This is a genomic window from Streptomyces sp. NPDC001381, assembly GCF_042895685.1.
In the GTDB taxonomy this organism is placed as follows: Bacteria; Actinomycetota; Actinomycetes; order Streptomycetales; family Streptomycetaceae; genus Streptomyces.
Map to the genome: position 1 here is coordinate 456,238 of NZ_JBIAWO010000004.1, position 24,289 is coordinate 480,526.

Sequence of the window (24,289 nt, forward strand, 5' to 3'; positions counted from 1 at the left end):
GCACGGTCCCCGGAACGGCCCCGGGCACGGCCCCTGGCACGGCCCCTGGGACGGCCCCGGCACGGTCCCGAGACGGCACCGGCATGGTCCCCGGGATGGTCCCCGGCATGGCCCCGGGATGGCCCCGGGATGGCCCCGGCACGGTCCCCGGCTGGGACCGGCATGGTCCCCGGCATGGCCCCGGCTGGGACCGGCATGGTCCCCGGGACGGCCCCGGGATGGCCCCAGGCACGGTCCCGGGACGGCCCCGGCATGGTCCCCGGGGCCCCAGGATGGTCCCCGGGACGGCCCCGGCACGGTCCCCGGCATGGCCCCCGGGACGGCCCCGGCACGGTCCCCGGCATGGCCCGGGATGGCCCGGGTATGGCACCGGACGGGGGACGGTCCGTCGGTCACAGCGGCCTCTGCGGTGGTTGCCGGGCTGCCCACAGCCTGTCCCTCTAGCGTGCGCCGGGTGCAGAACCAACGGACTGTGGGCGACAACCTGCGGGTCGTCGTGCGCGCGTTCGTGTACGCCGTGGTCGGCGGGGCCGCGCTCGTCGCCATCGCGACCGTCGTGTCCGTGCTCGGGCCGACGCTCGCGCTCGACCTCTACACGCCACCGGTGGCCGCGTGGTGGACCGTGTTCACCGCCGTCGTCGTCCAGGGCGTGCCCTTCCTGCTGCTCGGCACGGTCGTCTCGGCGGCCATCGGCGCCTTCGTGTCCGAGCGCGCCCTCGGACGCCTCCTGCCCCGCAACCCCGCGCTCGCCGTGCCCGTCGCGGGTGTCGCCGGGGCCGTGCTGCCGGGGTGCGAGTGCGCGTCCGTGCCGGTGGCCGGGAGCCTGATGCGGCGCGGGGTCGCCCCGGCCGCGGCCCTCGCCTTCCTGCTCTCCGCGCCCGCGATCAACCCCGTCGTGCTCGTCGCCACCTCCCTCGCCTTCCCGGCCCGGCCGGAGATGGTCCTGGCCCGGCTGCTCGCCTCACTCGGTACCGCCGTGGTCATGGGGTGGCTGTGGGCGCGGTTCGGCAAGGAGGAGTGGCTGCGGACGCCGGGGCGGGAGGCCCCGCACAGCACCGGCGTTCGTGCCTTCCTCACCGGTCTCCAGCACGACTTCCTGCACGCCGGCGGCTTCCTCGTCCTGGGAGCGGCCGCCGCGGCGACCTTCAACATCGCCGTCCCCCGGTCGGTGCTCGACGTCTTCACCGGCTCGGCGTGGCTCGCGGTGCCGCTGCTGGCCCTGCTCGCCGTCGTGCTGTGCGTGTGCAGCGAGGCCGACGCCTTCGTCGCCGCCTCGCTCAGTGCCTTCCCGGCCACCGCCCGGCTGGCGTTCATGGTGGTCGGCCCGATGGTGGACCTGAAGCTCCTCGCGCTGCAGGCGGGCACCTTCGGCCGCTCCTTCGCCGCCCGGTTCGCGGCCGTCACCTGGCTGGTGGCCGTGGCGGCCGGCGTGCTGGTGGGGTGGTGGCTGCTGTGAGGCGGTACGGCCCGGCGGCGCTGCTCCTGCTCACGGGCGCGGCGGTCCTGCGGATCACCCTGTTCGGCGACCTCTACCTGCGCTACGTGCAGGCTGGCCTGCGCCCGTACCTGATCGTCTCCGGGGCGGCCCTGGTGCTGCTGGGACTGATCACCCCCGTCCTCAAGTCCCACCCCCACCACCCCCACCACGGCTCCCGCACCGCGTGGCTCCTCACCCTCCCCGCCCTCGCCCTCCTCCTCTTCCCGCCCCCCGCCCTCGGCTCCTACAGCGCCGCGCGGGAGGCCGCCCAGCGGGCCGCGCGGGGTGTCGGCACCTTCCCGGCCCTCCCCGCCGGGGACCCCCTCGACCTCACCGTCGCCGAGTTCAGCTCCCGGGCCGTCTACGACAGCGGCCGTTCCCTGAAGGGCCGTACCGTGCGGCTGACCGGCTTCGTCACCCGGGACGACGACGGGACCTGGTACGTCACCCGGCTCGTCGTCAGCTGCTGTGCCGCCGACGCCACGACCGGCAAGGCCGAGATCCGGGGCGCCGACGCCGACGCACCGCCCACCGACACCTGGGTGACGGTCACCGGCACCTGGCGGCCGGAAGGCGCACCGGGCTCGGACGAGGCCTGGCCGCCGGTGCTGGACGCGGAGAAGGTGACGCGGGTGCAGCAGCCCGCGGATCCGTACGAGAAGCCGTAGGCGGCGCGGGTTCCCGCGGTGGGCGAAGGGTACCCGGCGGTCGCGGGAAGTGGTCGGACCAGTCCCTTTCGCGGAGGTGGTCGCCGTGCGCGACCGGGAGCGGGAGCGGATCGCGGCGGTGATCGCCGACGCGGTGCGTGGTGCCGAACCGGGAGAAGTGCCCGGGCGGCTGTGCGCCGCTGCCGTGCGGCTGCTGCCGGTGAGCGGCGCGAGCGTGTCGCTGTGCGGCGAGGGGATGCCGGTACCACTGAGCGCGAGCAGTGAGCGGGCCGCGCATCTGATGGAGGTGCAGGCCACCCTGGGCGACGGACCCTGTCTGCGGGCCGCCGAGACCGGGGTGCCCGTGTTCGCCTCCGATCTGACGGCCGGCCGGGACGCCTTCCGCTGGCCGGTCTTCGCCCAGCAGGCGGCCGCTGCCGGGGTGCGCGCGGTGTACGCGCTGCCGCTCGGCGACCGCACGCTCTGCGTGGGCACCCTCGACCTCTACCGGGACGTCCCCGGCGAACTGGCCGGCGACGAGGTGCGCACCGCACAGCTGGTGGCGGACGTGGTGATGGCGGCCCTCATGACCCTGCCGCTCGCGGAGGACGACGGTCTGCGCCCGCCCGGCGAGGAGCCCTGGCTGAGCGCCCTCGCCGCCGACCACGACGTCGTCTACCAGGCCGTCGGCATGGTCATGGCGCAGCTGGGCGTCGGCGCGGACGAAGCTCTGGCCCGGCTGCGCGCCCACGCCTTCGCCCACGGCCACACGGTCCTGGACGAGGGCCGCGACGTGGTGGGCCGCCGAACCCGCCTCGACGACCCGGACTGAAACCCCCCTCCGACACCACCCCGACGAACCCCCTCACCGACGGCCCCGACAGCCCGGGGCGCCGAGCGAGCCGCGTCCCGCGGGAGAGGGTCAGACCTGGACTCTGCCCTGTTTTCTGACGTCCGCCAGGCGGCGCACGCCGAGTTGCACGGCGGCCTGGGTCGCCTCGTTGGGGACGTCGCCCAGGCCGCCGTTGGTCAGGGCGAAGGCGTCCTCGCCGGCGCGGACGGCGGCGACGTCCAGGGCGAGGACGGTCGGCTCGCCGTCGGCGTTGTCCTCGGCGGTTCCCCAGAGCGTCAGCGACACCCGCAGCCCCTGCCGGGCGTCCCCGACCTCCGGCAGCGGCAGCTCGGTGACCTGCACGTCCTCCACGGTGTCCGGTCCGGCCGTGGCCGTGAACCGGGCGCACTTCTGCGGCAGCGACCGCAGCCAGGCCAGCGTCCGGTCCACGTCCGCCGGGCGCCTGCCGGTGAGCTGGTAGCGCAGCTGGGCCGCGCTGTCGGGGTCGTCGAGCCCGACGACCGCGCGGGCGGGCTCGCCGAACAGTTCGTCGGCGTAGAGGGCGTCGAGCAGTTTCTGGCACTCGGCGACGGGCGTGCTCGCCTTCAGCAGCTCGTCCCGCCAGGTCGCCGCGCCCCGGGTCGGGACCCAGGGCGCGCCGAGGTCGGTGTCGGTGATGAGCGCCGCCTGCGCCTGGGTGTCGGTGAGGACGGACGGGGTGGCCGACGTGGCGGGCGCGGACGCCGACGCCCGGGCGGTCGGGTCGGCGGGTTCGGCGGTCGGCGGGTGCTCCAGACCGAGGGCGGCGCACCCGGTGACCGTCGTGAGCAGCAGCGAGGAGACCAGGAGAGCGCGGCGGGTCATGGAGGGTGCCTCCTGAACGGGGATGCGGACCTCCTCTCACGGCACCATCGCGGCCCCGACGCGACCAGCGCGGCGGGCCGTACGGGTTACCGGCGTTGCTGCGCGCGGTGGAAAACCCGTCGTCCCCGGTCCGCCCGCGCTGCTACGGTCCCCGCATGCAGCGCGCCCTGCCGTCCCTCACGACGACGCCGGAGACAGTCCCGGCGCGCTGATCCACGACTGGATGACCGAAGCCCCGGGGCGAGTGCCCCGGGGCTTCTTCGTGGCTGCTCGTCCCCGACCCGGAGGAGCAGCCATGCACGACCACCGCCGCCTCGGCCGCGAACTCGGCCTCTTCGACACCGATCCCCTGATGGGCGCGGGCCTGCCGTACTGGCTGCCCGACGGGGCGACCGTGCGCCACACCCTGGAGGAGTACGTCCGTGAGGCCGAGCGCGCGGCCGGCTACCGGCACGTGTACTCGCCGGTCCTCGGCAAACGCGAGCTGTACGAGATCTCCGGCCACTGGGACCACTACGGCGAGGACATGTTCCCGCCCATGCAACTCGGCGCGGAACAGGTGATCCTCCGCCCCAGCCTCTGCCCCCACCACGCCCTGATCTACCGCTCCCGCTCCCGCAGCCATCGCGAACTGCCCCTGCGGATGGCCGAGGTGGGCGGCATGTACCGCTCCGAGCTGTCCGGGGTGCTCGGCGGGCTCACCCGGGTCCGGGCGATCCAGCTCAACGACGCGCACATCTTCTGCACCCTGGACCAGGCCGTCGAGGAGGCCCGCGCGGCTCTCGCCCTGATCGGCCGCGCCTACGCCGACCTGGGCATCCGCGCCTCCCGGTACCGTCTCTCGCTCCCTGGCGAGGGCGGCAAGTACGTCGCCGGCCCCGGCCTGTGGAGCCGGGCCACCGCGCTGCTGCGGGAGGTGCTGGACGGCTCGGGGGTGGCGTACGAGGAGGCCGAGGGGGAGGCCGCCTTCTACGGCCCGAAGATCGACGTGCAGATCGCGGACCGGGCCGGCCGCGAGGCGACCCTGTCCACCATCCAGATCGACTTCCACCAGCCCGAACGCTTCGACCTGCACTACATCGGCGCCGACGGGGCGAAGCACCGCCCGGTGATGGTGCACCGCAGTGTCATCGGCAGTGTGGAGCGGGCGGTGGCGCATCTGATCGAGGAGCACGGCGGGGCGTTTCCCGCCTGGCTGGCGCCGGTCCAGCTGGTCGTGCTGCCGGTGTCGCAGGCGCAGGAGGAGGCCGCGGCGGAACTGGTGCGCGGGGCGTCGGGGGCGGGGCTGCGGGCCGAGGTCAGTGGTGAGGGCACTCTCGGGGCGCGGATCCGGGCGGCGCGGCTGGTGCCGTATCAGGCGGTGATCGGCGCGCGGGAGGCGGCGGACGGGCTGGCGGCCCTGCGGCTGCGGGACGGCCGCCGGCCGGGAGCGCTGCCGGCGGGCGAACTGCTGCGCCGGATCGGGGAGCGGGTCGCGGCCCGCGGAACCGGGCTGTGGGCGTGAGCGCCTGCGCATAGGGTGCACGCACCGACGGCTCGACGGAAGGATCTCCCGAGGTGACCGACCAGCCCATCCCGGTGATCATCGACTGCGACACGGGGGTCGACGACGCCCTCGCCCTGCTGCTCGCCGTACGCCACCCGGGCCTGGACCTGCGCGCGGTCACGTGTGTGGCGGGGAACACCGGCGTCGACGGGGTGGTCCGCAACACGCTGACCGTGCTGGAGGCGGCGGGCGCCGGGGACGTCCCGGTCGCGCGCGGCGCCGCCCGCCCGCTGATCGAGCCGGCCCGCTCGGCGACCGTGCACGGTCTGGACGGCATGGGCGACCTCGACGGTCTGCCCGCCCCGGTCCGCACCGCCGTCGACGTGGACGCGGTGACGCTGCTGCGCCGCGAGATCCTCGCCTCCCCGCGCCCGGTGACCCTGATCCCCACCGCCCCGCTCACCAACATCGCCCTGCTGCTGCGGACCCACCCCGAGGTGACCCGCAACATCGAGCGGATCGTGTTCATGGGCGGCGCGGTGGCCGTCGGGAACGCCACCGCGGTCGCGGAGTTCAACGTGTGGCACGACCCGGAGGCGGCCGCGATCCTGCTGTCCGCCGAGGTGCCGGTCACCATGTACGGGCTGGACGTGTTCCGGCGGGTGGTGGTGCCGGGGGCGGACGTACGGCGCCTGCGCGCGAGCGCGGAACCCGGCACCCGTCTGGCCGGTGAACTCCTCGCCCACCGCCCGTCCGCCCCCGAGTCCGACGGCGACGAGCTCGCCGGCGGGCTCGGCGACGCGGGCGCGGTCTGCGCGGTCGTGGACCCGGCGGGTATCGCGACCCGGCTGCTGCACGTCGAGGTCTCCCTGGCCCCCGGACCGGCCCGGGGCCAGACGATCGTCGACCGCCGTCCCCGCCCCGGCGAGTCCGAGGTCCACGGGGGCGCCCGCGCACCCCAGCTGGTCGACGTGGCGCTGGACGTGGACGTGGAGCGGTACGTGAAGCTGTATCTGGAGACGGTGGAGCGCGCCTAGAGGGGGCCGGTCCCGGCCTCCCCGGCGGCGTCCGGGGTGCCCTCGTCCGCGGGTGCGGCGGCCGCGGCGAGCTCGGCGAGGTCGGGCAGCATCCCGGCGAGCGCCTTCAGCAGCTTGTCCATGTCCACCACCTCGGGCAGCGGGAAGTAGAGGAAGCACACCCCGTCGTCCGTGCGGGAGACCGCCGGTGCCGCGAACCTCGTCAGGCGGTCCGGCAGATCGGAGGCGTAGAACCGCTCGGCCGTCGCCGCGGAGCCGTTCTTGCTCATCGGCAGGTACGGAAGGTCCCCGCCGAACCGGAGGTTGAGCTCCGCGGCACTCCAGTGGCGCTCCAGGCGCAGCATGGGCCCGCTGCCGCGCACCTCGAAGAACACGATGAGCCAGTGCTGCATGTCCCTGCGCCCCACCGGTTCCCAGCGCCTGGCGACGGTGACCCGGTGGCCGCCGAGCGTGCCGGTCACGGCGAAGCCGGGCACCGTCCGCAGCAGCCAGGGGAAGTGGCCCGCCCACCGGCCCTCTCCGTCCCGGCGGCCCTCGATCCGCTTCCAGCCCGGACGGGCGGCCAGGGCCCGCATCGCCCGGTCCGCCTTGCCGGCCCGGCGCGCGGTGCGGAACGCGAGCGTGCCTCCGACGACGAACGGCGCCAGGAGGATGGCCGACCACATGATCCAGGGGAGCATGGACGTCCCTTCCTTCCGCGCCGGGGACCGGGGTGCCCCCGTATCGTCCCGCCCGGGCGGCGGCGGGACATCGGTGGATCTACGTAGAGCCCTACGGAAGTCCCCGTGTCGTCGGCCGGGGGGTCCAGCGTTCCTCCACCCTGGCGAACCGCCAGTAGGCGATCGCCGCCGCCCACACGAGCACGAACAGGCCGACGATGACGTATCCGACGTTGTCGAGGTCGAGCGCCGCGATCCGGCCGGTGACGCCGTCCGTCAGGCGGAACTTCTCGTGCAGGACGCCGACCAGCTCGATCGTGCCGATGAAGAAGGCGACGGCGATGGACAGGCCGGTGATGGCGAGGTTGTAGAAGACCTTGCGGACGGGGTGGGAGAACGCCCACTGGTAGGCGAAGTTCATGAAGGTGCCGTCGAGGGTGTCGAAGAGGCTCATCCCGGCGGCGAACAGGAGGGGGAGGCAGAGGATCGCGTACCAGGGCAGTCCGGCCGCCGCCCCGGAGCCCGCCATCACCATCAGGGTGACCTCGGTGGCGGTGTCGAAGCCGAGCCCGAAGAGGAAGCCGAGCGGGAACATCTGCCCGGGCCGGGACACCGACTTGGTCAGCCGGCCGAGGATCCGGTTCATGAACCCGCGGGAGTCCAGGTGCTGTTCCAGCTCCCGCTCGTCGTACGTCCCCTCCCGCATCGCCCGGAAGACGCGCAGGATCCCCCTCAGGGCGACGAGGTTGAGGGCGGCGATGAGGTAGAGGAACGTGCCGGAGACGGTCGTGCCGAGGAAGCCGAGGACCTGGTGGGTGCGTGAGTCCTCGTTCATCACCGTGCCGGCGAGCCGGGTGCCGCCGGCGATGAGCGCGGCGAGGAGCACGACCACGCTGGAGTGCCCGAGGGCGAACCAGAACCCCACCGACACCGGCCGCTTGCCGTCCGCCATCAGCTTGCGGGTGGTGTTGTCGATCGCGGCGATGTGGTCGGCGTCGAAGGCGTGCCGCATGCCGAGGGTGTAGGCGGTGACGCCGAGCCCGATGCCGAAGGCCTTGTTCCCGACCTCGTAGTGACCGGGCACGACGAGCAGGAAGAGGATGCCGAAGGCCAGTACGTGCAGGCCGGCTATGGCGGCCATCAGCCCCGCCGTCCTGACGGTGTCCTCGCGCCGCCATCGGAAGGCGGCGGCTCCGGGCAGGGCGACGGGCTCGGTCATGCGGTCACGCTCCAGCACCTCGTGGATCACTTCGTGAGATGCCGTGGCCGGTCTCCTGGCTGCGGGTGCCGACGTCTCCGGCCCGCCTTCCCGGCCGTCTCATGACGGCCAGTGGCTGTCCCGCGGGGGGACTCGGGCCGGGGACTCCCCGATCACAGTGGCGAGGGCCGCTCCGGTGTCGCACCGGATTCCCGAACACCACGACCCGCCCACCGTAACGTACGGCCGCCCCGGCTCCACGAGGGTGCCGGGGCGGCCGTACCGGAGAGGCGCGGGTCAGGCGCGGGTCGCCTTGCGGCGGCGGGTGGCCACCACGATCGCCGCGCCGCCGAGCAGCAGGGCGGCGGCGCCGCCCGCGATCAGCGGGGTGGCGCTGTTCGCGCCGGTCTCGGCGAGGTCGCCACCGCCGCCGTCGGGCGTGGTGGCGGGGGCGGTGGTCGACTCGGAGGCGGACGGGGCCGGGGTGCTCGACTCCGACTCGGGCTCCGACGCCGTCGGCGACGGGGTCGTGCTCTCGGACGACGAGTCCGACGGCGGGGCCGAGGAGGCGGGCGCCGACGGCGACTCACCGCCGCCGGCCGGCGGGGACGACGACGGCGGCTGCTCGGTGACCGTGCAGTCCTTCGTGCCGCCGTTCCACGCGGCGATCAGCTTGTCCTTGATGACCGGCCGGTCCGGTCCCTTGGGCAGTTCGCCGTGCTCGAAGCCGTCCTTGGCGTCGAGCTTGCCGTCGAACTTCACCGCACCGCGGTAGAGGTCGATCTGCGCGTAGCAGCCGGCGTCGGGGACGGAGATGTCGAGCGTGTCGGTCTGCCCGGGCTTGACGGTCACCGAGTCGAAGTCGACGAAGACCTGCTCACCGGAGGTGCCGAAGGTGGCGCCGTGGGCGAGGTAGGAGGCCAGGGAGGCGGTGCAGGTGCTCGCGTCGCCGGCCGTGCGGACGCTGATGTGGACCTCGCCGTCCTGGGTCGGCTTGAGGTTCTGGTCGTCGACCCGCACCGAGTCGAAGAAGTTCTTGCCGTCGAGCGAGAACTGGCAGCGGTCGGTCCCCGTCTCGGTGCCCGCGCCGGTGCCCGGCTGGTAGTGACCGCCGGTGTTCCAGCCGTCCCCGCCGGGGGTGCCGGACTGGGCCCAGGCGCCGGAGGCGGCGGCGACGGAGGCGGCGCAGAGGGTGAGCGAAGCGGCGCCCGTCCCCAGCAGGCGGCGCACGGTGACACGTCTCGCTATGGACATGCGTATCCATTCTTGGCGAATGCCAGGGCAAAGCCAGGGCTGATTGGTCAGATCAGAAGAAACACGGGGCCCTTCGGTCACAGGCGCCACAGTGTCCGCCCATCGTCGTGTGGACGTGAGAGCGCTGTCAACCTGGTGCAAAACCTGGGGAGTTCAAGCTTCCATCACGACTTCGTCACGTGCGGAACGATCCCCTCCGGACCGTCAGCACGTTCACTTTCCCGGCAACTTGGACAGACTTCCGTTCGTGACCGACATCTCCTCACGCAACCCCGACTGGTGGCGCCAGGCCGTCGTCTACCAGGTGTACCCGCGCAGCTTCGCCGACGCCGACGGAGACGGCCTCGGCGACCTCCCGGGGGTCACCGGCCGGCTGCCCCACCTCGCCGCCCTCGGCGTGGACGCGCTCTGGCTCAGCCCCTTCTACCCCTCCGAACTGGCCGACGGGGGCTACGACGTCGCCGACCACCGCGACGTCGACCCGCGCCTGGGCACCCTCGCGGACTTCGACGCGCTGGCCGCCGAGGCCCACCGCCTCGGACTGAAGGTGATCGTCGACCTCGTCCCCAACCACACCTCGCACCAGCACCCCTGGTTCCAGGAGGCCCTGGCCGCCCGCCCGGGCTCCCCGGCCCGCGAGCGCTACGTCTTCCGCGACGGACGCGGCGCGCACGGCGAACTCCCGCCCACCGACTGGCAGTCGGTCTTCGGCGGCAGCGCCTGGGAACGCGTCCCGGACGGCCAGTGGTACCTCCACCTCTTCGCCCGTCAGCAGCCCGACCTCGACTGGGACCACGAGGAGGTCCGCGAGGACTTCCGCACCACCCTGCGCTTCTGGTCCGACCGGGGCGTCGACGGCTTCCGGGTGGACGTGGCCCACGCCCTCGCCAAGGACCTCACCGAACCCCTCCGCGACCTCGGCGCGCCGGACCTGAGCGGCGAGCAGGCCCTCGCGCGGCTGCCTCCCGGCACCCACCCCTTCTACGACCGCGACGAGGTCCACGCGATCTACCGCGACTGGCGCCGCGTCCTCGACGCCTACTCCCCGCCCCGCACGGCGGTCGCCGAGGCCTGGGTGCCGGGCGCCCGGCGCGCCCTGTACGCCCGTCCCGACGAACTGAACCAGGCCTTCAACTTCGAGTACCTGCAGGCCCCCTGGGACGCGGACGCGCTCCGCCGGGTCATCGCCGACTCCCTCGCCACGGCCCGCGCCGCCGGCGCCTCGGCGACCTGGGTGCTGTCCAACCACGACGTCGTACGCCACCCGTCCCGCCTGATGCTCCCGCCCGGAACCGACGAGAACACCTGGCTGCTCTCGGGTGGCAATGCACCCGCCGTGGACGAGGCGCACGGCCTGCGCCGGGCCAGGGCGGCCACGCTCCTGATGCTGGCGCTGCCGGGATCGTCGTACGTCTACCAGGGCGAGGAGCTCGGCCTGCCCGAGGTCGCCGGTCTCCCCGTGGAGGCCCTCCAGGACCCGCTCTGGGAACAGACGGGCCGCGTCCGCAAGGGCCGTGACGGCTGCCGGGTGCCCCTCCCGTGGACGGCCACGGGACCGTCGTACGGCTTCGGCGCGGCCGGGGCCTGGCTGCCGCAGCCGGCGTCCTTCGCCCGGTACGCGGTCGAGGCGCAGGACGGCGTGGCGGGCTCCACCCTGGAGCTGTACCGCACGGCCCTGCGCCTGCGCCGCAAGCTGCTCGACGGCGAGGAGCTGACCTGGCAGCCGGACACCCCGCCCGGCGTGCTGGCGTTCGCCCGCTCGGACGGCTGGCGGTGCGTCACCAACCTGTCGGACGAGCCGGTGCCGCTGCCGCCGGGGGAGGTGCTGCTGAGCAGCGCGCCCCCGGACGGCGACGGGCCCGGCCGGCCGGGGGCGCTGCTCCCGGACACGACGGTCTGGCTGGCCTAGGGGGTGCCCGCCGGCCCGCCGGGCGCGGGCTATCCGCCCGTGTTCTGGTTCGCGTTCTGGTTCCCGGCCGCCGCGCCGCCCGCGATGCCGTCGATGTCCACCGGGGTGGACGTGGCGTTCGGCGGCGGGGTGAGCACGACCTGCGGCTGACCGGCGGGCGGGGCCGGCGGGGTCAGGTCCGACTTGGGCAGCTTGGGCGGCGTGGTCTGCTGGAAGAGCGTCGAGTCGAAGTCGACCAGGCCGGTCTTCTCCATCACCGTGATGTGGTCCAGGACGGTGTCGTTGGCCTGGTCGGCCAGGGCGCGCACCAGGGAGTTCTTCGTCGTCGAGCGGACCTTCGCCACGGTGTTGAAGATCGAACCGTGCGTCATGCGCAGGATGTTGGCGAAGTCGGTGTCGAACTGGGCGCCGGTCTCGCCCTTGAGCTGGGTCACGAAGCCCTCCTGCTGGGGGCTCGCCACGTTGGGCAGCGTGATGTTCAGCATCGGGGCGATCTTGCGGCAGGTGGTGTCGAGGGCCGCGTGGCCGTCGACGAGGTGCTCGCTCGCGGTGAGGACCGCCTTGCTCGTCCCCTTCTGCAGTCCGATCTGGCCCAGCGGGTACTCCCACAGACCGGCGGCCCGCACCTTGACCACGAAGTCCCGGTCACCCTCGGTCAGCGGACCCCACTGGGTGTTGGCGATGACTCTGTCGGTGGACGTGGACACCGTGTCCAGCCCCAGCATCGAGGGGTAGGCCAGGGCGCCCAGGGTCAAGGTCAGGGCTCCGCCCACGAAGAGAGTTCCCATCGCGTTCCGCGAGAGTTGCACCGTTCCTCCTGCCCGTTCGGGGATCCGCCGGTGGTGTGGCTCCGGCGGGGTCGGACGCAGAGAGGTACGGAGAAACAGGCGCCGCGACTCTATGAACTTCGTAAAATCTTTGCGAGGCGGTGAGTTCTCTCGGAGAGCCGCTGCGCCGGGCCGCCGGGAAGGGCGGCCGCGGGGGTGGGGTGGCCCTCCGGTCGGGCGTTCGGGTGCGGGGCCACCCGTACGGACCTGTCGGGGGATCGTTCGCGGCGTTCGGCGGGTCGAATGGGGGGATGACGTTCGACGAGGAAGAGACGGAGAGCGGGGGCGGCGCGCCCTTCAGCCGGCCGGCGCACGCCGCACGGCTGCACCGGGCAGCGGACCAGGCGGCCGCCGCTCGCCTCACCGGTCTCCTCGTCACCGCCGGACCGGACCTGACCTGGCTGTGCGGCCACCGCCCGGGGACCGCCCCGGACCGGCTCACCCTGCTCGTCCTCACCCCCGAAGCCCAGCCCCGGCTCCTGGTGCCCGCCCGCGACCGCGCGGACGCCTCGGCGGCCCCGGCCGCGGCCGCCCTGCGCATCACGGCGTGGGAGGACGACCAGGACCCGTACGCGACGGCGGCCGGTCTGCTCCTTCCGCACGGCCACTACGGGATCTCCGACACCACCTGGTCCCTGCACCTCCTCGGTCTCCAGGAGGCCCTGCCCCTCACCACCTACCGGCCCCTGTCCACCGCCCTCCCCCTGCTCCGGGCGGTGAAGGACGACGACGAGCGGACCCGCCTCGCCGCGGCGGCCGACGCGGCGGACGCGACGTACGAGGCGATCCTGGCCGTACGGTTCACCGGCCGCCGCGAGTCCGAGCTGGCCGCCGACCTCGCCCGCCTGCTGCGCGTCCACGGGCACGACCGGGTCGACCTCGCCCGGGTCGCCTCCGGGCCCCACGGCGCGAACCCCCACCACCGGCCCGGCGACCGCACGGTGGAACCCGGTGACACGGTGGTCCTGGACTTCGGCGGCCGCATGGACGGCTACGCCTCCGCCGTCACCCGCACGGTCCACGCGGGCCCGCCGCCGGACGAGGTGCGGCGCCTGCACGAGATCGTCCGCGCGGCCCAGCAGGCCGCCGTCGAGGCGGTGCGTCCCGGCGTGCCGTGCGCGGAGATCGACCGGGTGGCCCGCGCGGTCCTCACGGACGCCGGGTACGGCGGGAGCGCCCCTCCCGTCACGGGCCACGGCGTCGGGGTGACCCCGGACGAGCCGCCGTACCTCGCGGCGGGCCGCACTCAGCTCCTCGCGCCCGGCATGTGCTTCTCGGCCGGGGCGGGGATCCTGCTGCCCGGCCGCCTCGGGGTGCGGGTCGCGGACGTCGTGACCTGTACGGCGGACGGGGCCCGGCGGCTCGGCGGTGCCGCCCGCGACCTCGCGGTGGTGGCCTGACTCAGGCCATCCAGAAGAACACCGCCGTCATCCGCTTCTCCTCCAGCGTCGTACCGGCGTAACCGGTCGCGCTGTGCACGAGGTTGGCGTGGTAGAGCAGCAGCCGGTTGTACCTGTGCGGAACCCGTACGTCCTCCTCGAAGGCGTCGGGTGCGACGAACCGGGTGCCGAGGGCCTCGACGAGGTTGTGGTGCGGGGCCTGGACGACATTGCCGCCGAGCCGTCCGCCCGGCAGGGACTGCCGGTAGAAGCTGGTCCCGCAGTCCTTGGGGACGCCGGGGTTGAGGTAGAGGACGGCCGCGTACCGGCACAGCGCACGGGAGTCGGAGTGCGGCCGGGGAGTGCTCTCGCCCTCGCCGACGACCTGGACGCAGTTGTGGTTGAGGGTTCCGCCGCCGGGCGCCTGCTGCACCCACAGCTCGCGCGCGCCGGTCGCCTTCCTCACCAGCCTTTCCACCCGGGCCAGTTCACCGGGTTCGAGGGCGGGCATGGCGCGCAGTCCGGGCCAGCTCTCCGCGGTGTACGGGTGTCCCCTGACCCAGTCGTCCCTGGCCAGGCAGCGCTCCCGGATCGCCGCGACGCCGGCCTCGGGGAAGACGTCGTCCAGCACCCAGTAGTCGCGGCCCCGGGTGGGCTTGCGGTAGGGGAGGACGGGCAGGACCGCGCCGGGCCGCGGTTGTGGCATGGACATGCGGTAAATCTAGGCCGGGGGCCCGTCAGGACTCGCCCGCGGTTTTCCCCGGAGTCCGGCGAGAACTGGTCAACGGTTCGTCAATCCGGGTCAAGGGCAGCCCTGTCACCGGCCGCGCGGGTGCCGGGCCGCCCGTCCCGTGCCGGGACGCCCCGTCTCAGAAGCCCTCCCCGAGCACCCGTTCCACCAGGCGGAGCTGGGCGTCGGTCAGCCCGGGGTCGGCGAATTCGACCGGCGGCTGGTCGTCCACGGTCAGCGTGTACTGGTAGGCGTCGGGCACGCCGGGCCCGGGCGGGGGCCGCTCCCCGGTCCCGGCGAGGACCTCGTGCGCGAGCCGTTCCAGCGCCGCCCCGTCGGGCCGGGCGGAGGTGTCCACGTCGGCCCGGCGGGGCATCCCGAGCAGCCCGCCGCTCCTGATCATCCGGATGCGCATGCCGAGCGGCCTCAGTGGACGCTGAGACCCACGTCGGACCAGGCCTTGACCACCGACTCCAGCTCGTGCCGGGTGCCGTAGAGGCGCTCCGCCGTGTCCGTCGTCGCCTGTGCGAACTCCTCGAAGCCGCAGGTCTCGGAGAGCTGCCCGGAGGTGATCGTCTCGTACCAGATCCGTCCCGCCCGCTCCCAGGCGAAGCCGCCGATGGCGGTCGCGGTCAGGTAGAAGGCGTGGTTGGGGATGCCGGAGTTGATGTGCACGCCGCCGTGGTCGAAGCCGCCGGACACATAGTGGGTCATGTGGCTCGGCTGCGGGTCCCTGCCGCCCAGCAGCTGGTCGTCGAACGCGGTGCCCGGCGCCTTCATCGACCGCAGGGCCTGTCCGCGCACGGCCGGGGTGAAGACGCCCGCCCCGATCAGCCAGTCGGCCTCGTCGGCGTTCTGGCGCCGGGCGTACTGCTTGACGAGCGAGCCGAAGACGTCCGAGAGCGACTCGTTGAGCGCGCCGGACTGGTCCTGGTAGACGAGGCCGGCGGTGTACTGCGTGATGCCGTGGACGAGTTCGTGGGCCATGACGTCCATGGGGATGGTGAAGTCGTTGAAGACATGACCGTCACCGTCGCCGAACACCATCTGCGAGCCGTCCCAGAACGCGTTGTTGAAACGGCGACGGTAGTGGACCGTCGCGTCCAGGGGCAGGTTCGCGTCGTCGATCGAGTGGCGGCCGTAAGCCTCCTGGAAGAACACGAAGGTGATGCCGAGGCCTTCGTAGGCGCGGTTGACGGTGCCGTCCAGGGACGGATCGCCGGCCTCCCGCCGCACCACGTCGCCGGGCAGCGCCGAACTGGTGTGGGTGTCGTAGAGCGTCCGCTCCAGCACGAACTCCGCGGGCGGGGCGGGTGCCGCGAGGCTGGGCGTCTCGATCCGGTTCTGCCGGAAGTCGGCGTCGATGGCCAGCGTGTTCTCGGCGGCCTCGCGGACACGGGGATTGTCCGCCTCGGTGAGCTTCTCGAGGATGTACGGCGGCAGGATGCCGCAGACGCAGCGCATGGGGGTCCCTCCTTCGGAGGGCTTGCGGTGAGGTCCTTCCCGGAGGGCCTTGTGGAAAAGGCGTCCGGAAGGCGGTGAGGTGACTCACGAGTCCCCTGCCACGGGGACTCGGAGCGGGGGCCGCGTTCTCACGCGGGCCGTGCGGGTCCCATGTTTCTCATTCTGCGCCGGTGGGCGGTGTCGCGCATGCGGGGACGGTGACGGCCGGTCAGTACCGCACCGCCCGTGCCACCTCCGCCTTCGGATCTCCCGGCAGGTCGCGGTTGCTGCGGGCCGTCGCCGTGCCGGTCCTGCCCGCGGGCACGTCGGAGACGGTGACCACGACCGTGTCGAGGCGGCTGCCCCCGGAGTCGGTGAAGTCGACCTGGACGGCGAAGGACTTCGTCGAGTCGGTGGTGTTGGAGACGGTCACCCGAACCGTGGTGCGGCCGTCCTTGTCCGTGTCCGGAGTGCCGAGACCGGCGGCGGACGTCACGTCGACGCCGTTCTTGATCTCGTCCAGCCGCCGGCCCGCCTCCGCCGTCGCCGACGCGAACGCCGACGCCGCCCGGGAGGCGAGCGAGGACGCGGCCGCGGAGGCCCTGCCGCCCAGGGACTCCGCCGCGGAGGCGGCCTTGCTGGCGGCCGACGACACGGACGAGGGGGTCTCGTCGTCCGAGCAGCCGGTCAGCGCGACGGCACAGCAGATCGCCGCCGTCAGCAGCGGCACGCCCCTGGTACGCGGCATCTCGCCTCCCGGTGTCTTCTCGCGGGCCTCCCTCCAGTGAAGGGGCGGCCGGCTCCCTCCGCATGCCGGGTCGTCCGGACGGATGGGCGGCGGCCGCGGGTGTCCCGCCGGTGCGAGGTCAGCGCCGCGCCTGCCTGTACCGGCGCGTCAGTGCCACGATCCGCGCCTGGCCGGCCCCGGCGTTCAGCGCGGTCGGCAGGTCGTCCGGGCACAGTGCGCCGGCTCACTCTCCCCCGCGAGCAGACGGTGAGCCCACTGGGCGTGGCCATGACTGTCGGGAAGCGGAACAACCACCACGTCGTCGTCCTCGGCGCCGGCTGCACCGGCATGCTCGCCGCGATCCGGCCCGACCACCGCACCCGGCGCACCGGGGTGCGCGTCAGGCACCTCAGCCGACCGGCGGGGCCTGCGCGGCGAGGGCGGCGAGGGGTGCGCCGGTGAGGTGGCAGACCCGCCAGTCGTCGATGATCCGGACGCCGATCGACCGGTAGAAGGCGATCGTCGGCTCGTTCCAGGCCAGCACGCACCACTCGAAGCGCTCGTAGCCCCTGCGGGTGCACACCGCGGCGAGGGCGGCGAGCAGCGCCTTGCCGTGGCCCGCGCCGCGCGCCCCCGGGCGGACGAACAGGTCCTCCAGATGCATGCCGCGCACCCCGGTCCAGGTGGAGAAGCTCGGGAACCACAGGGCGAACCCGACGGTCCCGGCCGTCCCGTCGTCCTGGGCGATCAGCGCGTAGGCGGCGGGCAGTTCGCCGAACAGCGCCTCACGCAGCTGCTCCTCGGTGGCGCGGACCTGCTCCACCTCCCGGTGGTAGGCGGCCAGTTCACCGATCATGGCGCGGATCTCGGGGACGTCGTGGACCGTGGCGGCTCGGATCATGGTGGGGAGCATGAGCCACGGGGGCGGACGGTGTCCATCGGCTTCTGCCGGACTCCGGACGGGCCCTATCTCCTCAGGTCCACGTCCTTGCGCCGCAGCCACGGCAGCGGGGCCACCGCCGACCCCATGTAGGGCGTGATCCGCACCTCGAAGTGCAGATGCGGGCCGGTGACGTTGCCGGTGGCGCCGGAGAGGCCGATACGGGTACCCGGCGCGACCCGGTCGCCCCGGCGGACGTCGATCCGGGAGAGATGGGCGTACTGGGTGAAGTAGCCGTCGGGGTGGCGGATCACCACCTGGTTGCCGAAGCCGTCACCGCAGGTGGTGGCGCGGACGGTGCCCGGACCGACGGCGAGGACGGGGGTGCCGGCGGGCACGGCGAAGTCCTGCCCGGTGTGCCGGCGCGCCCAGTGCGTGCCCCGGGCCGCGTAGCCGGCGGAGAGCCAGTAGCCGAGGGTGGGCGCGGTCCAGGGACCACCGGTGCGGTGGTGGGGGTCGCGGCCGCGCCGGCCGACGGGGCAGCGGCCGGACCGTCCGGAGGGGTCGACCGCGACCGGGTCGCCGACGTCCTTCTCCGTCGCCCGCAGCAGGTCCCACAGGCCGGAGCGGACGGCCTCGCGGCGGCGCTCGGCGGAGCCGATCTGGTCGGGGCGGGCGCCGGCCTCCGTGAGCCGGTCGACGAGCAGCCGGGCCTCCTCGTGGGCGAGGACGGCGCCGGCCGCCGTACGGGAAGCGCCGCTGCCGCCACCCCCGGCACCGGCGGGCACGGCGGCGAGCAGGACGAGCAGCAGGGACAGTCCGGCGGGCACAATAGCGAGGGAGTGTTCTCGTCGCATCTTGGGATCATCCGACCGGCGGTGGGGGCGGGGCGGGCCACGCCGCCGGACGCGCACCGGGTTTTCAGCCGAACGGCCCCGTCATCAGCCGGCGGTACACGTCCGACGACCTCGGGTTCGCGGCGCACCGCCACACACCGTGCGGGCAGTAGTCGCTGATGGTCTGGTAGAGCGGCCGGTGCCGCGCGAACCAGCCGAGCATGCCGCGGACGTACGCCGGGTTGTCGCCGTTGCGGAACAGACCCCACTCGGGATACGAGAACGGCTTGCCGTGCTCCCGCGCGAACCGTACGTGCGCGGCGAGGCCGTACGGCTCGTGGACCTGTTCCTCGAAGGACATGCCGGGCGGCTGGTCGTAGGCGTCCATGCCGAGGACGTCGACGTACCGGTCACCCGGGTAGCAGGCCGTCCACGGGACGGCGTCCCGCCCCCGGTTCGGGGCGAACTCGAAGCGGAACCGCTGCCCGGCCACGGACCGCATGGTCTCGACGATGCGCACCCAGTACGCCTTCCAGGCTGCCGGATCCGGCCCGCACCGGTGGGTGTAGGTGATCCCGTTCATCTCCCAGCCGACGACCAGCACGGTGTCCGGGATCCCGAGCGACACCAGCCGCCGGGCCAGCGTCCGGAAGTGCCCGTCGTACGCGCCGTCCGCCCCCCGGCGCAGCAGCCCGCGCACCACACGGTCGGGCAGGTGCGCCTCCGCGCGGTCCAGCATCGGCACGTTGAGCACGAACAGCCGGTCGGCGCGGGCCCGTCGCCACTGCGCCCAGTGGGGGAGATCACCGGGCGCCCCCTCGATGTGGCTCCACCTGTCCCCCGCCAGATAGGCGTGCCCGACCCGGGGCGTGGCCGGCCCCAGCCACCCGTCGAGTCCGGAGATCCGCCGCACCCCCTCGGAGCCGTACCCGACGTAGGCCCCGAAGGGGGCGGGCGGCGGACCGCTGGCGGTCTTCCCGTCGGGCACCCCCGCCGCCCGCTCCCGGCCGGGCGCGCACGCGCCCGCGGCGAGGAGGACGAGTACGGCCAGTAGGAGCGTCAGGAAGGGGTGACCGGGGCGAAGGGGGCGTACAGCCGACTGAAGCACCGGCTCATGATGACCCTGCGCGCCCCGGCCGCGCCCCGGACTCGCCACCGGACCACCCGTACCGGGGACGAGGTTCCCGCACCAGGAACACGTCCACCGCGTCCTCGCGCTCCGGCACGAACCCGTGCCGCTCGTACAGGCGGCGGGCCGGGCTGCCCTGGAGCACGTCGAGCCGGACCCGCAGGCCGTCGCGGTCGGCGCGGTCCAGCAGGCCGGTGAGGACGGCGGTGCCGATGCCCCGGCCCTGGGCGTGCGGGGCGAGGTAGAAGTGCTCCAGCCAGTGCGCGTCGTCGGCCGGACGCAGGGCCACGCAGCCGACGAGCGCGCCGCCGGCCTCGATGACCAGGGTGTGGGCGGGCGCGAACCCCTCGCGCAGCCGCTGCCGTACGCGGTGCTCGTCGTAGCGCCCGAGCCGCTCCAGGTCGGCCCGCATCGCCACCGCCCGCACCTCCGCCAGCGCCTCGACGTCCGCCGCCGTGGCCGGCCGTGTCTCCCAGTCCGCCATGGCGCCGATGCTACGGGCGGCCCGTGGGGCGCCCGGCACCGCCTTCTTCACGGTTCGTCGTCCGATTCTCCCCCAACAGGCAACCCCAGCACGCCATTTACCTGTCTCACAGGGTGCTCGCAGTCCTCGGCCGGGCGGGCGCGTGGGGTGCGCCCGCCCGTGCACCGGCCGGGGTGCGGGCTGTCCAGTCCGATGCCACTGACCATGGCACTCGCAGACGAGGAACCGATGACCAGACCGCAACACCGCAAGGGCCTCAAGCGCGGCGCGTTCGCCGCGGGGGCCGCGCTGACCGTCGTCGCCGTCGCCGGGGCCGCTCCCGGCGCCGGCGCGGCACCGCAGAGCACGGCCGGCAAGCCGAAGCTCAAGCTGATCGCCGCGTCGAAGGCCGTGACCCTCGACCGGTACGAGTGGGACGGGGGATTCCAGCTCGACTTCGACCTCGGCACCTATCTGACCGTCGACAACGCGCCGCTCGAGTTCAAGACGACGCGTAAGTCGTACAAGGATCCGGTCGTCGTGCAGCAGGTCCTGCGCAACGGGTCGAAGGTGACCACGAAGAAGCTGCCCGCCGGGCTCGTCAAGGACTTCAGGGGGCTGCCGGGCTTCCTGGAGATCTCCGTGAAGAACAGCGCCGGGGCGGAGGTGAAGAAGGTCAAGAGCACCTTCTGCCCCAACAACGCCGCCGGACGGCTGCGGCCCGACGCCCCGGCCACCTCGCACTATCCGGAGAGCTGCCCCACCAACCCGTTCACCCTCGGATCGGTGTGGGGCGTGGAGAAGGGCTGGGCCGCCAACACCACCACCTACGAGTACGACAACCCGGTGGACCTGCCGGCCGGCGAGTACACGGCCAAGGTGTCGGTCGCGAAGAAGTACCGGGACCTGTTCGGCATCCCCAACGACCAGCCGACCATCAAGGTGACCGTCCGGCAGAACAGCGACGGCGGCGAGGGCGGCGGCGCCGGGCTCGCCCGCGGCGGCTCCGCCATGTCCCACGGCACGGACCACAGCGGCATGGACCACAGCGGCATGGACATGGGGGGTGCCGGGCACCACTACGGTCCGCGCGGCGCCGACGCCCCCGTCCCCTCCGCCCTCTCCCACGCCCTGGAGGACCGCGGCCTCGCCCACCACCTCGGTGACGGCGCCGGTCACACCGACGGCTCGCGTGTCGCGCCCGCGCTGAAGGCCAACACCAAGCGGCCCACCGGCCGGGCGGGCGTTCCCGCCGACGCGCCCAAGCCGGACCTGCGTTCGCTGCCCGCCTGGGACATCGCGGTCACCGACGGCGAGGACGGCGACGCCCCGGGCAAGGACTACCTCGCCTTCAGCGCCAACGTCTGGAACGCCGGCCCCGCGCCGCTCGTCGTGGACGGCTTCCGCAAGCAGGGCGCCGACCTGATGGACGCGTACCAGTACTTCTACGACGCCAAGGGCAAGCAGATCGGGTACGCCCCCACCGGCACCATGGAGTGGGACCCGCGGATCGGCCACGAGCACTGGCACTTCACGGACTTCGCCAGCTACCACCTGCTGTCCGCGGACAAGAAGGAGATCGTCAAGAGCGGCAAGGAGGCGTTCTGCCTCGCCAACACCGACGCGGTCGACTACACGGTGAAGAACGCCAACTGGCACCCGTACAACACCGATCTGTCCACCGCCTGCGGCGAGCAGAACTCCATCTCCGTGCGCGAGGTGCTCGACGTCGGCTCCGGTGACACGTACACCCAGTACCGTCCCGGCCAGTCCTTCGACGTCACCGACCTGCCCAACGGCACCTACTACATCCAGGTCGTCGCCAACCCGGCCAACCGCCTGAAGGAGACCAACCTCAAGAACAACATCTCGTACCGCAAGGTGGTCCTCGGCGGCACGCCGGGCGCCCGCACGGTGAAGGTCCCGCCGTACGACCTGATCAACGCCCCGTAATTCCGCGACCCCACCGCCCCGGCCCGCCTCGGCGGGCCGGGCGCGTGGGCCCTCGGCGTACGGACTTCCCTGGCGGACCGCCCGGCGGATCCACGGTGCCCGACGGCGGTCCGGCCGGGTGCCCGCCGTCAGCCGAACATGCCGGGCTCGTAGTCGCCGGCGGGCTGCTGCACGACGACGTTGAGCCGGTTGTAGGCGTTGATGAGGGCGATCAGGGAGACGAGGGCGGCGAGCTGGTCCTCGTCGTAGTGCTTGGCCGCGGCCTCCCAGGCCTCGTCGCTGACACCGCCCGCCGCGTCGGCGATCCGGGTGCCCTGTTCCGTCAGCTCCAGGGCCGCGCGCTCGGCGTCGGTGAAGACCTTGGCCTCCCGCCAGGCGGCGACCAGGTGGAGGCGCTGGGCGGTCTCCCCGGCGTGCGCGGCGTCCTTGGTGTGCATGTCGGTGCAGAAGCCGCAGCCATTGATCTGGCTGGCGCGGATCTTCACCAGTTCCTGGGTCGCGGCCGGCAGCGTCGAGTCCGAGACCGCCTTGCCCGCCGAGTTGATGTACCGCAGGAACTTGCCGGCTACGGGGTTGGCGAAGAGGTTCAGACGAGCTTCCATCGTGAGCTCCCGTGTTCTGGTCGGTGGGTTACACCTCTCTGACGGAACGGCCCGGCGAAGTGTGACCGGTGCGCGTGTGACGTGAGCCACACCCCCGGCGCCTCCCCGGCAGGTCGACGTACGCGGTGGTTTCTGACGGACCGGAGGCAACCGTCGGACGGCAAGGCGAGTCTCCTGAGACGTCTGTGCTCGCCGGACGTATTCCTTCTTGCGTGTAGGGTTCCGGCGTTCGGCGGTGACCTCGCCGACGGTCCGAGCACGGTGTACGGGGCGTAACGGCCGATGCGGAGGAGCGAGCGCCGGTGAGTGGAACGAGGAGGCGCGGGCGTACTCCGCTGGAGGCGGCCGGCCGGGGGAACGCGGGCAGGAGCACGGGCCGTACCAGGCTCACCCGGCGGGGGCGGATCGTCGCCTGGGGCGCCGGGGTGACCTCGGTGGTGGTCCTCGGGGTCGGCGGGGTCGGCGCCTGGATCTACCAGGACCTGAACGGCAACATCAAGCAGGCCGACGTCGACGACAAGCTGGGCGAGGACCGGCCGGAGAACCTCAGTCCCGGCTCGAAGAACATCCTGCTCGTCGGGTCCGACAGCCGTGACGGCGCCAACGCCGCCTACGGCAGGGACCTGACCACCATGCAGTCGGACACGCTGATGGTGCTGCACATCCCCGCGAACCGTGAGTGGGCCTCGGTGGTCTCCTTCCCGCGTGACTCGTGGGTGCGGATACCGTCGTGCGAGAAGGGCGACGGCAGTTCGTCCGACCCGCACCACTTCAAGATCAACGAGGCGTTCGCGATCGGCGGCAGCGGCGGCAAGGTCGCCGAGGCCGCCGCGTGCAGCATCAAGACCATCGAGGCCAACACCGACCTGCGCATCGACCACTTCATGTCGATCGACTTCTCCGGGTTCAAGGGGATGGTCGACGCGCTGGAGGGCATCGAGGTCTGCCCGGAGGAGGCCATCCACGACGAGAAGGCCCACCTGGACCTGGAGGCGGGCTGCCAGACCGTCAAGGGCGAGAAGGCCCTCGGGTATGTCCGTACTCGCTACAGCGTGGGCGACGGCTCCGACATCGGCCGCATCGGCCGCCAGCAGGAGTTCATGGACGCGCTGGCGAAGAAGGCCCGGTCCAAGCTCACGGACGGCGACGCGATGTACGGCTTCCTGCAGTCCGTCACCAAGTCCCTCACCGCGGACCCCGACCTGGCCGGCATCAAGCCGCTGTACGGGCTCGCCAACGAGCTGAAGGGGGTCCCGGGCGACCGCCTGAGCTTCCTCACCGTGCCCAACTACGGCCGTGAGGCGGACGATCCGAGCGACCAGGCCAACGTCGTCTGGCAATACCCGCAGGCCGCCGACCTGTTCACCTCCCTCGCCAGGGACAAGGAGGTCACCAAGGCGCAGGTGGACGCCGCGAAGAAGGACGTGGTGTACGCGTCCTCCGTGAAGGTCCAGGTGCTCAACGGCACCGGCGTCGGCGGGCGCGCGGCCGCGGTCGCCAAGCGGCTCACCGAGGCCGGCTACAGCCTCGCCGGCACGGGCAACGCCCCCGCGTCGGTCACCAGGACGACCGTCACCTATCCGGCGGGACTGGAGCGCCAGGCGGCGGTGCTCGCCTCGCGGCTGCCGGGTGTCCGCGCGGTGCGGGACGCTTCGGCGACGGCCGGTGTGGTCACCGTGGTGGTCGGGCCGGACCTGAAGGTCGAGGACGTCGCCTGACCGGCTTCTGATCATCGGTGGTGCACAGGTGGTCCCCGGATGGGGTAAAGTTGATCTCGAGCCGGTCACCGGGAAACAAAAACGGTGAACGACCTCTGCGTTGGTGGTCCAAGGAAAGACGTCCCGCTTCCTGCGGGGAGATGCAGGTGCAAGGCCTGCCCGGCGCTCCACTTCGACGAGTCCCATCCCGTGTCAGGCGGGGTGGGGCTCTTCGTTTTTCCCGCTCTCTCCCTCGCCTC

The 24,289-nt window shown here is 73.2% G+C and carries 23 protein-coding genes and 1 riboswitch; of the genes, 9 read left to right on the forward strand and 14 right to left on the reverse strand.

Annotated features, from left to right (window positions below):
- Positions 1–454 precede the first annotated feature (454 nt).
- The 3 genes from ACFY2L_RS20630 (at position 455) to ACFY2L_RS20640 (ending at position 2,956) form a co-directional block, all read left to right on the forward strand.
- Complete coding sequence (locus ACFY2L_RS20630; RefSeq protein WP_390822986.1) at positions 455–1,456, forward strand: permease; 1,002 nt, start codon at positions 455–457, stop codon at positions 1,454–1,456.
- A complete protein-coding gene (locus tag ACFY2L_RS20635) occupies positions 1,453–2,145 on the forward strand; it encodes a TIGR03943 family putative permease subunit (protein WP_390823199.1) in 693 nt (230 codons plus the stop codon). Before ACFY2L_RS20630 ends, ACFY2L_RS20635 begins: the two co-directional genes overlap by 4 nt.
- 85 nt (positions 2,146–2,230) lie before the next feature.
- Entirely contained in the window at positions 2,231–2,956 is a 726-nt protein-coding gene (locus ACFY2L_RS20640; RefSeq protein WP_390659636.1) for a GAF and ANTAR domain-containing protein, read from the forward strand.
- A gap of 90 nt (positions 2,957–3,046) precedes the next feature.
- On the opposite strand, the gene ACFY2L_RS20645 is transcribed toward ACFY2L_RS20640, so the two are convergent.
- On the reverse strand, positions 3,047–3,820 hold the full coding sequence (locus ACFY2L_RS20645) for a hypothetical protein (protein WP_390822987.1): 774 nt from the start codon (positions 3,818–3,820) through the stop codon (positions 3,047–3,049).
- 295 nt (positions 3,821–4,115) lie between these two features.
- On the opposite strand from ACFY2L_RS20645, the gene thrS reads away from it, so the two are divergent.
- Positions 4,116–5,324: a threonine--tRNA ligase gene (gene thrS / locus ACFY2L_RS20650; protein ID WP_390822988.1), complete on the forward strand. Its 1,209-nt coding sequence runs from the start codon at positions 4,116–4,118 to the stop codon at positions 5,322–5,324.
- 53 nt (positions 5,325–5,377) lie between these two features.
- On the forward strand, positions 5,378–6,343 hold the full coding sequence (locus ACFY2L_RS20655) for a nucleoside hydrolase (RefSeq protein WP_390659633.1): 966 nt from the start codon (positions 5,378–5,380) through the stop codon (positions 6,341–6,343).
- Here ACFY2L_RS20655 and ACFY2L_RS20660 read toward each other — a convergent pair.
- From ACFY2L_RS20660 to ACFY2L_RS20670, 3 genes are all read right to left on the reverse strand, one after another.
- Entirely contained in the window at positions 6,340–7,023 is a 684-nt protein-coding gene (locus ACFY2L_RS20660) for a hypothetical protein (RefSeq protein WP_390822989.1), read from the reverse strand. The genes ACFY2L_RS20655 and ACFY2L_RS20660 overlap by 4 nt on opposite strands.
- Positions 7,024–7,114: 91 nt before the next feature.
- Positions 7,115–8,221 carry a HoxN/HupN/NixA family nickel/cobalt transporter gene (locus tag ACFY2L_RS20665; RefSeq protein ID WP_390822990.1) on the reverse strand — a complete coding sequence of 369 codons (1,107 nt, stop codon included), beginning with the start codon at positions 8,219–8,221 and terminating at the stop codon, positions 7,115–7,117.
- A gap of 27 nt (positions 8,222–8,248) precedes the next feature.
- Positions 8,249–8,439, reverse strand: a riboswitch (cobalamin riboswitch).
- Between the two features lie 58 nt (positions 8,440–8,497).
- Entirely contained in the window at positions 8,498–9,454 is a 957-nt protein-coding gene (locus ACFY2L_RS20670; RefSeq protein ID WP_390659630.1) for an LAETG motif-containing sortase-dependent surface protein, read from the reverse strand.
- Between the two features lie 247 nt (positions 9,455–9,701).
- On the opposite strand from ACFY2L_RS20670, the gene ACFY2L_RS20675 reads away from it, so the two are divergent.
- Entirely contained in the window at positions 9,702–11,363 is a 1,662-nt protein-coding gene (locus tag ACFY2L_RS20675) for a glycoside hydrolase family 13 protein (RefSeq protein ID WP_390659629.1), read from the forward strand.
- A gap of 29 nt (positions 11,364–11,392) precedes the next feature.
- Here ACFY2L_RS20675 and ACFY2L_RS20680 read toward each other — a convergent pair whose 3' ends face one another.
- Complete coding sequence (locus ACFY2L_RS20680; RefSeq protein ID WP_390823200.1) at positions 11,393–12,136, reverse strand: DUF4142 domain-containing protein; 744 nt, start codon at positions 12,134–12,136, stop codon at positions 11,393–11,395.
- 305 nt (positions 12,137–12,441) lie between these two features.
- On the opposite strand from ACFY2L_RS20680, the gene ACFY2L_RS20685 reads away from it, so the two are divergent.
- Positions 12,442–13,590, forward strand: a complete 1,149-nt coding sequence (locus ACFY2L_RS20685) for a M24 family metallopeptidase (protein WP_390659627.1) — start codon at positions 12,442–12,444, stop codon at positions 13,588–13,590.
- Between the two features lies 1 nt (position 13,591).
- On the opposite strand, the gene ACFY2L_RS20690 is transcribed toward ACFY2L_RS20685, so the two are convergent.
- The 8 genes from ACFY2L_RS20690 to ACFY2L_RS20725 form a co-directional block, all read right to left on the reverse strand.
- Complete coding sequence (locus ACFY2L_RS20690) at positions 13,592–14,281, reverse strand: DUF6445 family protein (protein ID WP_390659626.1); 690 nt, start codon at positions 14,279–14,281, stop codon at positions 13,592–13,594.
- A gap of 157 nt (positions 14,282–14,438) precedes the next feature.
- On the reverse strand, positions 14,439–14,714 hold the full coding sequence (locus ACFY2L_RS20695) for a protealysin inhibitor emfourin (RefSeq protein ID WP_390659625.1): 276 nt from the start codon (positions 14,712–14,714) through the stop codon (positions 14,439–14,441).
- 11 nt (positions 14,715–14,725) lie between these two features.
- Positions 14,726–15,763 carry a M4 family metallopeptidase gene (locus ACFY2L_RS20700; RefSeq protein ID WP_390659624.1) on the reverse strand — a complete coding sequence of 346 codons (1,038 nt, stop codon included), beginning with the start codon at positions 15,761–15,763 and terminating at the stop codon, positions 14,726–14,728.
- A 208-nt stretch (positions 15,764–15,971) separates the two neighbouring features.
- Positions 15,972–16,490 carry an FxLYD domain-containing protein gene (locus tag ACFY2L_RS20705; protein ID WP_390822991.1) on the reverse strand — a complete coding sequence of 173 codons (519 nt, stop codon included), beginning with the start codon at positions 16,488–16,490 and terminating at the stop codon, positions 15,972–15,974.
- 388 nt (positions 16,491–16,878) lie between these two features.
- Positions 16,879–17,370 (reverse strand): GNAT family N-acetyltransferase, encoded by a 492-nt coding sequence (locus tag ACFY2L_RS20710; protein WP_390659622.1) that lies wholly within the window; start codon positions 17,368–17,370, stop codon positions 16,879–16,881.
- Positions 17,371–17,435: 65 nt separating this feature from the next.
- Entirely contained in the window at positions 17,436–18,206 is a 771-nt protein-coding gene (locus ACFY2L_RS20715) for a M23 family metallopeptidase (RefSeq protein WP_390822992.1), read from the reverse strand.
- A gap of 64 nt (positions 18,207–18,270) precedes the next feature.
- Complete coding sequence (locus ACFY2L_RS20720; RefSeq protein ID WP_390659620.1) at positions 18,271–19,293, reverse strand: glycoside hydrolase family 26 protein; 1,023 nt, start codon at positions 19,291–19,293, stop codon at positions 18,271–18,273.
- 4 nt (positions 19,294–19,297) lie between these two features.
- Positions 19,298–19,798, reverse strand: a complete 501-nt coding sequence (locus tag ACFY2L_RS20725) for a GNAT family N-acetyltransferase (RefSeq protein WP_390822993.1) — start codon at positions 19,796–19,798, stop codon at positions 19,298–19,300.
- Positions 19,799–20,026: 228 nt separating this feature from the next.
- On the opposite strand from ACFY2L_RS20725, the gene ACFY2L_RS20730 reads away from it, so the two are divergent.
- Positions 20,027–21,730 carry a lysyl oxidase family protein gene (locus tag ACFY2L_RS20730; protein ID WP_390659618.1) on the forward strand — a complete coding sequence of 568 codons (1,704 nt, stop codon included), beginning with the start codon at positions 20,027–20,029 and terminating at the stop codon, positions 21,728–21,730.
- 128 nt (positions 21,731–21,858) lie between these two features.
- Here ACFY2L_RS20730 and ACFY2L_RS20735 read toward each other — a convergent pair whose 3' ends face one another.
- Entirely contained in the window at positions 21,859–22,332 is a 474-nt protein-coding gene (locus tag ACFY2L_RS20735) for a carboxymuconolactone decarboxylase family protein (protein ID WP_390659617.1), read from the reverse strand.
- Positions 22,333–22,736: 404 nt separating this feature from the next.
- On the opposite strand from ACFY2L_RS20735, the gene ACFY2L_RS20740 reads away from it, so the two are divergent.
- Complete coding sequence (locus ACFY2L_RS20740; protein WP_390823201.1) at positions 22,737–24,050, forward strand: LCP family protein; 1,314 nt, start codon at positions 22,737–22,739, stop codon at positions 24,048–24,050.
- The last annotated feature ends 239 nt before the right edge of the window (positions 24,051–24,289 follow it).